Origin of the sequence: Pararhodobacter sp. SW119, from assembly GCF_017811755.1 — a bacterium.
Lineage (GTDB): Bacteria > Pseudomonadota > Alphaproteobacteria > Rhodobacterales > Rhodobacteraceae > Pararhodobacter.
Genome location: NZ_JADDJF010000003.1, coordinates 45,471 through 57,675, shown reverse-complemented (window position 1 = coordinate 57,675; position 12,205 = coordinate 45,471). Strand labels below are relative to the sequence as shown.

Annotated in this window: 10 protein-coding genes; 7 read left to right on the top strand and 3 right to left on the bottom strand. The window is 69.8% G+C overall.

Annotated features, from left to right (window positions below):
• Entirely contained in the window at window positions 1-1,347 is a 1,347-nt protein-coding gene (accC, locus tag IM708_RS03255) for an acetyl-CoA carboxylase biotin carboxylase subunit (protein WP_209424884.1), read from the bottom strand.
• A 9-nt stretch (window positions 1,348-1,356) separates the two neighbouring features.
• The gene (gene accB / locus IM708_RS03250) at window positions 1,357-1,854 is read right to left on the bottom strand and encodes an acetyl-CoA carboxylase biotin carboxyl carrier protein (protein ID WP_209424883.1); all 498 of its coding nucleotides are present in this window, start codon (window positions 1,852-1,854) and stop codon (window positions 1,357-1,359) included.
• Between the two features lie 155 nt (window positions 1,855-2,009).
• Between accB and IM708_RS03245 the strand changes: the two genes are divergently transcribed.
• The 6 genes from IM708_RS03245 (at window position 2,010) to IM708_RS03220 (ending at window position 8,272) form a co-directional block, all read left to right on the top strand.
• Window positions 2,010-3,341 carry a helix-turn-helix transcriptional regulator gene (locus IM708_RS03245; protein ID WP_209424882.1) on the top strand — a complete coding sequence of 444 codons (1,332 nt, stop codon included), beginning with the start codon at window positions 2,010-2,012 and terminating at the stop codon, window positions 3,339-3,341.
• Between the two features lie 110 nt (window positions 3,342-3,451).
• Window positions 3,452-3,892, top strand: coding sequence for a response regulator (locus tag IM708_RS03240; RefSeq protein WP_209425013.1), 441 nt, complete (start codon window positions 3,452-3,454; stop codon window positions 3,890-3,892).
• Window positions 3,889-4,245 carry a hypothetical protein gene (locus IM708_RS21655; protein ID WP_348524934.1) on the top strand — a complete coding sequence of 119 codons (357 nt, stop codon included), beginning with the start codon at window positions 3,889-3,891 and terminating at the stop codon, window positions 4,243-4,245. The genes IM708_RS03240 and IM708_RS21655 overlap by 4 nt, the downstream gene beginning before the upstream one ends.
• On the top strand, window positions 4,242-6,977 hold the full coding sequence (locus IM708_RS03230; protein WP_209424881.1) for an ATP-binding protein: 2,736 nt from the start codon (window positions 4,242-4,244) through the stop codon (window positions 6,975-6,977). The genes IM708_RS21655 and IM708_RS03230 overlap by 4 nt, the downstream gene beginning before the upstream one ends.
• A 233-nt stretch (window positions 6,978-7,210) precedes the next feature.
• Window positions 7,211-7,471, top strand: coding sequence for a hypothetical protein (locus tag IM708_RS03225; protein ID WP_209424880.1), 261 nt, complete (start codon window positions 7,211-7,213; stop codon window positions 7,469-7,471).
• Window positions 7,472-7,636: 165 nt separating this feature from the next.
• Window positions 7,637-8,272 carry a PRC-barrel domain-containing protein gene (locus IM708_RS03220; protein WP_209424879.1) on the top strand — a complete coding sequence of 212 codons (636 nt, stop codon included), beginning with the start codon at window positions 7,637-7,639 and terminating at the stop codon, window positions 8,270-8,272.
• A 238-nt stretch (window positions 8,273-8,510) separates the two neighbouring features.
• Here IM708_RS03220 and IM708_RS03215 read toward each other — a convergent pair whose 3' ends face one another.
• Complete coding sequence (locus IM708_RS03215) at window positions 8,511-10,364, bottom strand: ABC transporter ATP-binding protein (RefSeq protein ID WP_209424878.1); 1,854 nt, start codon at window positions 10,362-10,364, stop codon at window positions 8,511-8,513.
• A 225-nt stretch (window positions 10,365-10,589) separates the two neighbouring features.
• Here IM708_RS03215 and proS point away from each other — a divergent pair, with 225 nt between their 5' ends.
• A complete protein-coding gene (gene proS / locus IM708_RS03210) occupies window positions 10,590-11,927 on the top strand; it encodes a proline--tRNA ligase (protein ID WP_209424877.1) in 1,338 nt (445 codons plus the stop codon).
• Window positions 11,928-12,205 lie beyond the last annotated feature (278 nt).

Here is a 12,205-nt window from a genome sequence, read left to right as displayed (position 1 = left end):
TTACCCCTGCGGGCGGGCCAGGTAGGACTCGAGCCAGTGGATCGTGTAGTCCCCGCGCTGGATCTCGTCTTGGGCAAGCAGGTCGAAGAACAGCGGCACGGTGGTGTCGATCCCGTCGATGATCAGCTCTCCCAGCGCCCGGCGCAACCGTGCCAGCGCCTCGGGCCGGTCGCGGCCGTGGACGATCAGCTTGGCGATCAGGCTGTCGTAATAGGGCGGAATGCGGTAGCCCGCGTAGATCGCCGAATCCATCCGCACGCCCAAGCCCCCCGGCGCATGGAAGGTGTTCACCAGCCCCGGGCAGGGCGAGAAGTTCGGGAGTTTCTCGGCGTTGATCCGCACCTCGATCGCATGGCCGTTTATCTGCAGCTCGTCCTGGGCGAAGGACAGCGGCTGACCCGAGGCGACGCGGATCTGCTCGCGCACCAGGTCGACGCCGAAGATCGCCTCGGTCACCGGGTGTTCGACCTGAAGGCGGGTGTTCATCTCGATGAAGTAGAACTCGCCGTCCTCGTAGAGGAACTCGATCGTGCCGGCGCCGGCATAGCCGATCGCCGCCACCGCATCGGCGCAGACCTTGCCGATCCGGGCGCGCGTCTCGGCGTCGATGACCGGGCCCGGCGCCTCTTCCAGGACCTTCTGGTGGCGGCGCTGCAGCGAGCAGTCGCGCTCGCCCAGGTGGACCGCGTTGCCCTTGCCGTCGCCGAAGACCTGGATCTCTATATGCCGGGGCCGGCCCAGGTACTTCTCGATATAGACCTCGTCGTTGCCGAAGGCGGCCTTGGCCTCGCGCCGCGCGCCGCCGAAGGCGTTGTCCAGTTCCTCGGCCGAGCGGGCGAGCTTCATGCCGCGCCCGCCGCCGCCGGCGGTGGCCTTGACGATCACCGGATAGCCGATCTCGGCGGCGACGCGCCGCGCGCTCTCCAGGTCGGGCACGCCGCCCTCGGACCCCGGCACGCAGGGCACGCCCAGCTTGCGCATGGTTTCCTTGGCGGTGATCTTGTCGCCCATGATGCGGATGTGTTCCGCGCGCGGGCCGATGAAGGTCAGGCCGTGGTCCTCGACGATCTGGACGAAATTCGCGTTCTCGCTCAGGAACCCGTAGCCCGGGTGGATCGCCTCGGCGCCGGTGATCTCGCAGGCCGAGATGATCGCCGGCACGCTCAGGTAGCTGTCGGTCGAGGAGGCGGGACCGATGCAGATCGCCTCGTCGGCCATGCGCACGTGCATCGCGTCGGAATCGGCGGTCGAATGCACCGCGACCGAAGCGATGCCCATCTCGCGGCAGGCGCGAACGACGCGCAGGGCGATCTCGCCGCGGTTGGCGATCAGGATCTTGGAAAACATTCCCGCCGCCTATTCCACGATCATCAGGGGCGCGCCGTATTCCACCGGCGTGCCGTCGACGACCAGGATGCGCTTCACCGTCCCCGAATGCGGGGCGGGGATCTGGTTCATGGTCTTCATCGCCTCGATGATCAACAGCGTCTGACCCACCGTGACCTGATCGCCGACCGCGACGAAGGCGTCGGTGCCCGGCTCCGGCGCGAGGTAGGCGGTGCCGACCATGGGCGAGGTGACCGCGCCGGGGTGATCGGCCGGATCGGTGGCGGCGGTGGAGGCGGCGGGACGCTCGGTCGCGGCGGGGGCGCCCTGCGTCTGGGGGGGCGCTGCGGCGGGTGCGGGGGCGTGCATCATCACCGGCTGCGGCGCCTGCTTCGACACCTTCACGTTCAGCGTGTCGTTCTCGCCGTATTCGCGCTTGACCGCGATCTCGGTCAGCGCGTTGTCGTTCAACAGCTCGGCGAGGGCCTGGATGAAGGCCACGTCGGCGGTGATGCGATCGGTGCTCATTCGCGGTCCTCGGTTATCTGGCGGGCGCGCCGGCGCGGGGCGCGGCCCGATCGGCGGCCTTATACGCGAGGGGGCGGGGCCTGAAAAGGTCATTTCGCGGCGCGCGGCGGGCGTGTAAAGATTGACAGACCGCGCCGCAGGCCCGACAGAAAGCCATGCCCCGCAGTTCGCTCTCCGGCACCCGTATCCGCGCGTTGCGCAAGGCGCGCAACCTCGCGCAGGCGGAACTGGCGCGGCTCACCGGCATCTCGCCCTCGTATCTGAACCTGATCGAGCACAACAAGCGCCGCCCCGGGCCGGCCCTGCTGACCGCGATCGCCGGCGCGCTGAACATCCCCGAGCAGACCCTTGCCCGCGGCGCCGAGGACGAGCTGGTCGAGGTGCTGCGCGCCGCGGCGGCGATGGCCGCCCCCGGCATCCTGCCCGAGCTGGACCGGCTGGAGGAGTTCGTCGGCCGCTTTCCCGGCTGGGCCGGCCAGCTGGGCGCGCTGACCCAGCGGGTCGCGGCGCAGGAACGCGCCATCGAACGCTTCAGCGACCGGATGGCGCACGACCCGAACCTGTCGGCCGCGCTGCACGAGATCGTCTCGGCGGTGACCGCGGTGCAGTCCACCGCCGCGATCCTGGTCGAGACCGAGGAACTGGACGCGGACTGGCGCGGCAAGTTCCACGCCAACATCCATGCCGATTCGCAACGCATGGCCCGCGCCGCCGAGGCGCTGGTGGCCTATCTCGACACCTCGGGCGAGGAGACGGGCCTTGCCGCGCCGCTGGAGGAACTGGAAAGCTGGCTCGCGCGCCACGATCACCGCATCGAGGCGGTCGAGAAATCCGCCGCGCCCGACTTCCACGCGCTGACCCGCGGCGAGGCGGAACTGGCCAGCCAGGCGGCGCGCGAAATGGCCCGCGCCTGGCTGGCCGAGGCGCATGCCGACGCGCGCGCACTGCCGCTGGCGCGCCTGGTCGCGGCGTTGCGGGCGACGCTGGACGGCGGGCAGGGCTTTGATCCGGAGCGGCTGGCGCGCGACCTCGGCGTGCCGCTGGTGCGGCTGTTCCGGCGGCTCGCCACCCTGCCGGAAGGTAGCGGGCTGCCGCGCTTCGGCCTCGTCGAATGCGACGGCTCCGGCACGCTCACCCGGCGCCGCCCGATCGAGGGGCTAACGCTGCCGCGCTTCGGCGGTGCCTGCCCGGTCTGGCCCCTTTATCAGGCGCTGGTCAGTCCGCTTCGGCCGCTTTCGGCTCTGGTCGAATTTCCCGGCCGCCCGGCGCCGCGTTTCCTGGCCTTCGCGCTGGCCGAGCCGAGCGTGCCCGCCGGCTTCGCACCGCCCGTCGTGCTGCGTGCCAGCATGCTGCTGACGCCCGCCACCCCGGCGACCCTGGGCGAGACCCCGGCGGCGCTGCCGCATCTTTACGTCGGCTCGAACTGCCGCATCTGCCCGCGCCTCGACTGCATCGCCCGCCGCGAACCCTCGATCGTCGCCGGATGATCGGGGCCGACCGATCCGGTCACGGGCTTTGACATGCGCACCGTTTCCCGCAATAGATCAAGGGAAGGGGCATCGGGGGCAGCGCAACGCCGGAGGAGGGCGTGAGCAGCATGGCGCAGAACGACTGCGCCCCGCGGGGGGCGGCTGCGGACAGGGCGGAAGCGCCGGGCACCGGACATGGCCGGGGCCGACTGGTACTCGTGCTCGAGGACGAGCCGAACATCTCCGAAGCGATCCGCTTCATCCTGCACCGCGATGGCTGGGACGTGCTCAGCCGCGGTGACGGGCATGACGCGCTCGACCTGATCGAGAGCAAGGCGCCGGCGCTGGCGATCCTCGACGTGATGCTGCCGGGGCGCAGCGGGCTGGACGTGCTGCAGGCGATCCGCGCCCGGCCCGCGTTGGCCGGACTGCCGGTGATCGTGCTGACCGCCAAGGGGCACGCCACCGACCGCGAGATCGCCATGCGCTCGGGCGCGTCGCTCTACATGGCGAAGCCCTTCGCCAATGCGGAATTGCTGGCCGCGGTGCGCCAGCTCGTCGGCGCATGAGCCGGCCGCGCCCGCCGCTTTTCCTGGAACGTGAATCCTATCGCCGCCGGCGGCTGATGGACGGCGCGCGCGCGCTGCCGGTGATCGGGCTGGTGCTGCTACTGCTGCCGGCGCTCTGGCGCATCGACCGCGCGCCCAACGCCGCGGCCGAGGCGCTTTATGTCTTCACGGTCTGGGCGCTGCTGATCGTCGCGGCGGCGCTGCTGGCGGGCCCCTTGCGCCGGACCGAAACGCCGCCGCCGCCCCCGGTACAGCCGCCCCCCGACAGGACGGACGAAAGTTCGCACGCCGCAACCGAGAACGCCGAAACCGACAACACGGCCCCGACGGAGGCGCCGGGACGCGCGCCATGAGCCTCAACCTGCTCATCCTCGCCGCGCTTTTCTACGTCGCCTTTCTGTTCACCATCGCCTGGGCGGCCGAACGCCGGGCCGAGATGGCGCGCGTGCAGGGCCGGCCCTTCCGCCTGTTGCGCTCGCCGCTGGTCTACACGCTGTCGCTGTCGGTCTACTGCACCGCCTGGACCTTTTACGGTGCGGTCGGCTACGCCGCGCGCTCGGGGCTGGAATTCGCCACGATCTACCTCGGCCCGACGCTGGTCTTCGTCGGCTGGTGGTGGCTTCTGCGCAAGCTGGTGCGCGTCGGCAAGGCGCACAGCGTCACCTCGATCGCCGACATGATCTCGTCGCGCTACGGCAAGTCGAACGCGCTCGGCGTGATCGTGACGCTGCTGGCGATGGCCGCGACCACGCCCTACATCGCGCTGCAGTTGCAATCCATCGCGCTCTCGTTCGAGGCGTTTGCCGGCGACGACAGCATGGCGGCGCGCCAGCTTGCGCTCTGGGTGGCGGCGGGGCTGGCGGTGTTCACCATCCTCTTCGGAACCCGCAACCTCGACGCCAAGGAACAGCACCACGGCGTCGTCATCGCCATCGCGGTCGAGGCGGTGGTCAAGCTGGTGGCATTGCTGGCCGTCGGCACCTTCGTCGTCTGGGGGCTGGCGGACGGCCCCGCCGACGTGCTGACCCGGATCGAGGCCGCCTCGCGCGTGGAATGGACGATCCAGCCGGGGCGCTGGCTGGGGCTGACGCTGCTCGCCGGTATCGCCATCGCCACCCTGCCGCGCATGTTCCAGGTGCTGGTCGTCGAAAACGCCGATGAACGCCACCTCGCCGTCGCCTCCTGGGCCTTCCCGCTCTACCTGATCCTGATGAGCCTTTTCGTGCTGCCCATCGCGGTGATGGGGCTGGAGCTGATGCCGGAAGGCAAGAACCCCGACATGTTCGTCCTCTCCCTGCCGCTGGCGATGGGGCGCGAGGATCTGGCGCTCTTGGCCTTCCTCGGCGGCTTCTCGGCGGCGACCTCGATGGTCATCATCGCCTCCATCGCGCTCTCGACGATGGTGTCGAACCATATCGTCGTGCCGCTCTGGCTGCGGCACCGGGCGCGCGGCGGGCGGATGCAGGGCGACGTGCGCGGGCTGGTGCTGAACTCGCGCCGCTTCGCCATCGGCATCATCCTGACGCTGGGCTATCTCTACTACGCGGTCTCGGGCGGGGGCGCGGCGCTGGCGGCGATCGGGCTCATCGCCTTCGTCGGCATGGCGCAGGTCCTGCCGGTTCTGATCGGCGCGCTCTACTGGCGCGGGGCGACGCGGGTCGGGGCGGCGGCGGGGCTGGTCACCGGCGCGCTGGTCTGGCTTTACGCGCTCTTCCTGCCCTCCTTCGGCCCCGATGTCCTGGTCCCCGCCCGCGTCATGGCCGAGGGCGCCTTCGGCATCTCCTGGCTGCGCCCGCATGCGCTTTTCGGCGTCGGCACGCTCGACCCGCTGCTGCACGCGCTCTTCTGGTCGCTGGGCCTGAACGCCACCGCCTTCCTCGCCGGCTCGCTGCTCAGCTTCCCCGGCCCGATGGAGCGGCTTCAGGGCGCGCAGTTCGTCAACGCCTTCGCCCTGTCGCAGGACGGCGACGCCACGCGCGGCTGGATGCCGCCGCAGTCGCGGATCGAGCCCGAGGCCGAGGACCTGCTGGCCATGGCCCAGCGGATCATGGGCGCGACCGAGGCGCAGAGCTTCTTTCAGGCCGAGGCCGCCGAGCAGGGCAAGCAGGGCTACCTGCCCGACCCGACGCCCGCCTTCCTCGACAAGCTGGAGTTGAAACTGGCCAGTTCCGTCGGCACCGCCACCGCCCATGCGATGATCGCCCAGATCACCGGCGGCGCCATCGTCTCGGTCGAGGCGCTGATGGCGGTGGCGTCGGAAACCGCGCAGATCATGGAACATTCCGCGCAGCTGGAGGCGAAGTCCGAGGAACTGGCCCGAACCGCCCGCCAGTTGCGCGAGGCGAACGAGCTTTTGCAGAAGCTGAGCATCCAGAAGGACAGCTTCCTGAGCCAGATCAGCCACGAGTTGCGCACGCCGATGACCTCGATCCGCGCCTTCTCCGAGATCCTGATGGACGACGAGATCACCGGCGAGGAGCAGACCAAGTACGCCCGCATCATCCACGACGAAAGCATCCGCCTGACCCGCCTTCTGGACGACCTGCTGGACCTCAGCGTGCTGGAACACGGGCAGGTCAACCTCGACATCGGGCAGGCCAACCTGTCGGAGCTGATCGACAAGTCGATCACCGCCTCCAACTCGGTCCTGCCGCAGCGCGACTTCCGCATCCTGCGCCACCCCGCCGACGAGCAGATCGCGCTCAGCACCGACACCGGGCGGCTGACGCAGGTCTTCATCAACGTGCTGTCGAACGCCCGCAAGTATTGCGACGCCGAAGCCCCGGTCATGCGCATCACCGTGCGCCGGCGCGGCCCGAAGGTCTCGGTCGATTTCATCGACAACGGCTCGGGCATTCCGAAGAAAAGCCAGGCCCTGATCTTCGAGAAGTTCTGGCGCCTGACCGACACCCACAAGGCTGGCGGCGCCGGTCTGGGACTGGCCATCTGCCGCGAGATCATGGTCAACCTGGGCGGCGACATCACCTATGTCCCCGGCCAGGGCGGCGCCGCCTTCCGCGTCACCTTCCCCATCGTCCTGGCCCCGGCGCGCCCGCGCGGGGACGTGCGCGAACCGGCGGAGTAACCTGCGCAATTGGTCGGTTACCCGTATCGACCCCGCTTGATTTTGCTCAAGCGGACCGTGTATGATACAACCCGAACATGCGTATCGCGGCGGAGGGTTGGAATGTGCAACTTGCCAGTCGCTCACGTCCTGCCGATAGCTGCCTGCACTCCACCGGCGCCAGGGGTTCAGGTGCATCCGGGCCTGACTGACCGCTGCCTTCCGCGGCGTTTCCGTCCGGCGGGGCCGGGGTTATGACCGCGCGTCGATCCCCCCGCCTCCTGTGGGTCGTGCTGCGCGCCGTGGCCCTTGGCCTGGTCCTGATGATCGTGCTGCCGCTGGGGGCGGCGCTGGGCGTGCTTGCCGCCGGGCATCTGGCGGGCGCCTGCGGGCCCGGCAGCGCCGGCCGCTGCGAAATGGCCGCCGCCCAGGTCGGCCTCTACACGATCATCCCGGCCTATGTCATCGGCGTCGCCATCGCGCTTTTCCACGACCTGAGGATGCGGCGCGCCTGAGGCGCGGTCCGGCGCAGGGGCCGCGCCGGCCCTTCGGCGAGGGTGGCGGATGTTTGCCGATGCCTTTCCGCGGAGGGAACCCGCGTCAGGTTTGAGGATTGAACTTCTATCCCAGTGGCATGCCCCATGCCGGGGCGCGCCACATCAACCGAGCTGGAGGATGACATGCGTACCCTTCTTTCCACATCCGCGCTGATCGCGCCGTTCCTGATCGGATCGGCCCTGGCGCAGGATCCCCCCGCCACCCAGATACCTGCGGACCCGCCTGCCGACGAGCAGACCGATACCGACCAGACCGATGTCGACCAGACCGATGTCGACCAGGCCGATACCGAGCAGGCCGATACCCTGCCCGATACGCAGTCCGAGTCTGAGCCCCAGTCTGAACCCGAGGCCGCGCCGATGGAAGCGACCGAGGACACAGCGCCACCGCCCAGCGAGGCGATCGTGCGCGAACAGGCGCCGAACGAGTTGCGCGTCGACTGGATCACCGGTTCGCGGGTCTACTCGCGCACAGGCGAGAACATCGGTCGGATCAACGACCTGATCTTCGACGAGGACACGAACGAGATCAGCGCCGCGATCCTGGCCGTCGGTGGCTTCCTCGGCATCGGGGCCAAACAGATCGCGGTCCATTTCGAGGAACTGCAGATCGACTTCGATGCGCGCGAGATCCAGATGGACCTGACGCGCGAGCAAGCCGACGCGGCACCGGAATACACCTTCCGCGACCGTTCGGACCTTCCGGCCCCCGCGGTCGGCGACACCGGCGCCCCGACAGCCCCGGCCCCGCTGGACTGATCGCGCCAGACGGCCAAACGGGGCCCGGACGGACCCGCCGCCGCCGGGCCCCGCCGCACCCGCACCCGCGTCCACGCCACGCCCACCCACCCGCCCCGTGGCGCGGACGCGGGTGCGCCGGGGCGGTTCCCTACCGGCGTCTGAACGCAACGCGCGAAACTGCCATACGCTTGCCATACGCTTGCCAGCCCCTTGCCAGCCCCCTGCCGGCGGGGGTTTTGCGCGGTCGGAACGTCGCTCAACCGGGGGGGGGCTGACCCGCTTCGGGGCCCGAAAATTGCAGTGCATGCAGGCGCGCATAGGCGCCGCTGCGGGCGATCAGCGTGGCGTGATCGCCCTCCTCGATGGCCACGCCGCGCTCCATCACCACGATCTTGTCCGCCCGCCGCACCGTCGTCAACCGATGGGCAATCACTAGCGTCGTGCGCCCCTCCGCCAGCCGGTCCAGCGCCTCCTGCACCAGCGATTCCGAGCGCGCATCGAGCGCCGAGGTCGCCTCGTCCAGAAGCAGGATCGGCGCGTCGCGCAAGAGCGCGCGGGCAATCGCGACGCGCTGCCGCTGACCCCCGGAGAGCGCCGATCCGCGCGGTCCGACGCGGGTTTCCAGCCCCTCGCGCAGTTGCGCGGCGAACTCGGAAACATGAGCCGCATCAAGGACTTCGCGCAACCGCGCGTCGCTGACGCCGGTCGCGCCCATCAACACGTTGTCGCGCAGGGTCTCGTCGAAGAGCGCGCTGTCCTGGGCGACCACGGCGAAGAGGTCGCGCAACCCGCGCAGGTCCATCCGGGCGATGTCGTGCCCGCCGATGGTGATGCGCCCGGCCTGCGGATCGGCCAGCCGCGTGAGCAGCGTGAAGACCGTGGTCTTGCCCGCCCCCGAGGGACCGACCAGCGCCGTCGTCTGCCCTGCCCGCGCCTCCAGATCGAAGCCGCGCAGCACTGGCTCGCTGTCATAGGCGAACTCCACCCCCTCGAACCGGACGGTCGTCTGGGACCGCGTGGGCAGGGGCGCCAGCGGCGGCGTCGGCTGGGCGATCCGCGGCCGGATCTGCAACAGCCCGTACACCCGCTCCAGGCTCGCCAACACCGTCTGCCACGCCCCGTTCAGCGCACTCAGGCTGCGCAACGGCTCGATAAGTAACGCAAAAGCGGTGAAGAACGCCATGAACTGCCCGACCGTCCGCTCGCCCGCCGCGATCTGCGCGCCGCCGTAGATCAGGACCAGCGCGAAGCCCATCGCCGCGACCAGATCGGCCAGCGACCCCATGCCCGCGCCGCCCGCCACCGTGCGCACCTGCGCCTTGCGGAACCGGCTGAGCACGCGCTCGAAGCGGCCGGCCTCGTGCCGCTCCAGCCCGCTGCGCTGGATGGTGAAGATGCCGTGGAAGATCTCGTCCAGGCGCGTCGCGGCATCGGCGGCCGAAATGCGTGCGTCGCCCCCCATCCGCCGCACGATCCGCTGCAGCACCATGATCGGCAGGATCAGAAGCGGGATGCCCAGCAGCGCGATCAGCGTCCAGCGCCAGTCGATCCAGATCGCCGCGCCCAGCAGGGCGACCACCGAAATCCCGTCGCGCGCCAGCTTCGGCAGAACCGCGGTGAACAGCCCGCCCATCGCCTGGCTGTCGCCGCGCACACGTTCGATCAGCGCGCCGGGCGGATGGCGGTGGAAGAACCCGTGGTCGAGCCGCATCAGATGCGCCAGAAGCTGCTGCTGCAACTCGGCCATCACCTTTTCCGAGAGCCAGGCGATCATCGTCTTGTGGATCAGCGAGGTGACGCCGCGGATGATGAAGACCCCGGCGATCCCCGCGGCCACGACGCCGATGAGGCCGCCGCGCCCGCCGACCAGAACCTCGTCGAAAAGCGGCTCGATCATCAGCGAGAGCGCGCCGAGCATGCTGCCGTCGATCGCCATCAGGACGACGGCGACCAGAAGAAAGCCGAGCCGCTGGCGGACATGGCCGCGCCAGAGCCAGTCCATAAGGACGCGGTCCGAGGGGCGCGGCCCGGGATCGACAGGGGCGGAGGGCGGCGGCGCGGGTGGCGGCGCGGAAGATGGCGAAGGCACAGGCGTGGGGGGCGGCTGCATGCGCCTGGCTCCGTCGCAGGGGTTTGTGCTCTCTTAGCGCGATTCGCGGGCGGATTGAACCGGCCGGCCGGACGCGGGTGACGGAGGCGCGTTCGCGCCCCCCATCGAGGGGGGCGCGAACGCCGGGGGCTGGCGCCCCCGTGGCCCGGCCGCGCCCGGTGTCGCCCTTGCCGCGGGCGCCGCAAGCGCCTAAACCCGTGCGCAATCGCTTGCCAAGGGGGTCCGATGCGCCTGTCCCGCTATTTCCTGCCCGTCCTGAAGGAAACCCCTTCCGAGGCGCAGATCGTCAGCCACCGGCTGATGCTGCGCGCCGGCATGATCAAGCAGCAGGCCGCCGGCATCTATTCCTGGCTGCCGCTGGGCTACCGCGTGCTGCGCCGGATCGAGGCGATCGTGCACGAGGAGCAGGCGCGCGCAGGGCACATCCCGCTCCTGATGCCGACGCTGCAGCCCGCCGACCTGTGGCAGGAAAGCGGGCGCTACGACGCCTACGGCCCCGAGATGCTGCGCATCCGCGACCGGCACAAGCGCGACCTGCTCTACGGGCCGACGAACGAGGAGATGATAACCGACATCTTCCGCAGCCACGTGTCCAGCTACAAGGACCTGCCGCTAACGCTCTACCACATCCAGTGGAAGTTCCGCGACGAGATCCGCCCGCGGTTCGGCATCATGCGCGGGCGCGAGTTCCTGATGAAGGACGGCTACAATTTCGACATCGACAAGGACGCGGCGCTACACGCCTACAACCGCCACATGGTCAGCTACCTGCGCAGCTACGAGCGGATGGGGCTGACCGCGATTCCGATGCGCGCGGCCAGTGGTCCCATCGGCGGCGACAACACGCATGAGTTCCTTGTCCTCGCCCAGACCGGCGAGTCCGAGGTTTTCTACGATGACCGGGTGACCGGTCTGAAGCTGGGCGCGCGCGACGTCGACTACGACGACCGCGACCAGGTGGCGGCGGTCTGTGGCGAGTTCACCTCGCTCTATGCCCGCACGGACGAAACGCATGACGAGGCGGCCTTCGCCGATGTCCCCGAGGCGCACCGCAAGGTCGGGCGCGGAATCGAGGTCGGGCAGATCTTCTACTTCGCCACCAAGTATTCCGAGCCGATGGGCGCGGTGGTGGTCAACGACAAGGGCGAGCGTGTGCCCGTCCACATGGGCAGCCACGGGATCGGCGTTTCCCGCCTGCTGGGCGCGATCATCGAGGCCAGCCACGACGACCGCGGCATCATCTGGCCCGAGGGGGTGACGCCCTTCCACGCCGGGATCGTCAACCTGCGGCAGGGGGACGCGGCGACGGACGCGGCCTGCGAGGGGCTTTACGGCGCGCTGAAGGCCCGCGGGCTCGAGCCCCTCTACGACGACACCTCTGAGCGGGCGGGGGCGAAGTTCGCCACGCAGGACCTGATCGGCCTGCCGTGGCGGGTGACGGTGGGGCCGCGGGGCCTCGCCGCAGGCAAGGTCGAACTGACCAGCCGCCGCACCGGCGAGAGCGAGGAGATGTCGCCCGAGGCCGCCGTCGCCCGGCTGGCCGAGATCTACGACGGGGTCTGAACGGGCGGGTGCTCAAGCTTGAGCAATCGGCCAAGGCATTGACTCCGTTCGGTTTCGATTTTTTTGTTAACCGGATTTCAACACCCGTGCGGCCCTTTCCAGCACTGCGGGGACGCCTTGCCACATCCCGCGACGAACGCGGAAGGTAGCGCCGGCGGGACCGGATCGACGCGACGCGAAGTCGCTCGGTCACAGGTCCGTGAGCGTGCCAAATTCGCCCGGCGCGCAGCCACTGAAGTTTCGCACGCAACCTGCGAGAGAGGGCTTGGTGGCTGGAC

Bases quoted from the DNA above. Each gene is read 5' to 3' on its own strand.
- IM708_RS03215 (WP_209424878.1), bottom strand. From the start codon at position 10,364: ATGCAGCCGCCCCCCACGCCTGTGCCTTCGCCATCTTCCGCGCCGCCA.
- IM708_RS03245 (WP_209424882.1), top strand. From the start codon at position 2,010: ATGCCCCGCAGTTCGCTCTCCGGCACCCGTATCCGCGCGTTGCGCAAG.
- IM708_RS03220 (WP_209424879.1), top strand. From the start codon at position 7,637: ATGCGTACCCTTCTTTCCACATCCGCGCTGATCGCGCCGTTCCTGATC.
- accC (WP_209424884.1), bottom strand. From the start codon at position 1,347: ATGTTTTCCAAGATCCTGATCGCCAACCGCGGCGAGATCGCCCTGCGC.
- IM708_RS03230 (WP_209424881.1), top strand. From the start codon at position 4,242: ATGAGCCTCAACCTGCTCATCCTCGCCGCGCTTTTCTACGTCGCCTTT.
- accB (WP_209424883.1), bottom strand. From the start codon at position 1,854: ATGAGCACCGATCGCATCACCGCCGACGTGGCCTTCATCCAGGCCCTC.
- IM708_RS21655 (WP_348524934.1), top strand. From the start codon at position 3,889: ATGAGCCGGCCGCGCCCGCCGCTTTTCCTGGAACGTGAATCCTATCGC.
- IM708_RS03240 (WP_209425013.1), top strand. From the start codon at position 3,452: ATGGCGCAGAACGACTGCGCCCCGCGGGGGGCGGCTGCGGACAGGGCG.
- proS (WP_209424877.1), top strand. From the start codon at position 10,590: ATGCGCCTGTCCCGCTATTTCCTGCCCGTCCTGAAGGAAACCCCTTCC.
- IM708_RS03225 (WP_209424880.1), top strand. From the start codon at position 7,211: ATGACCGCGCGTCGATCCCCCCGCCTCCTGTGGGTCGTGCTGCGCGCC.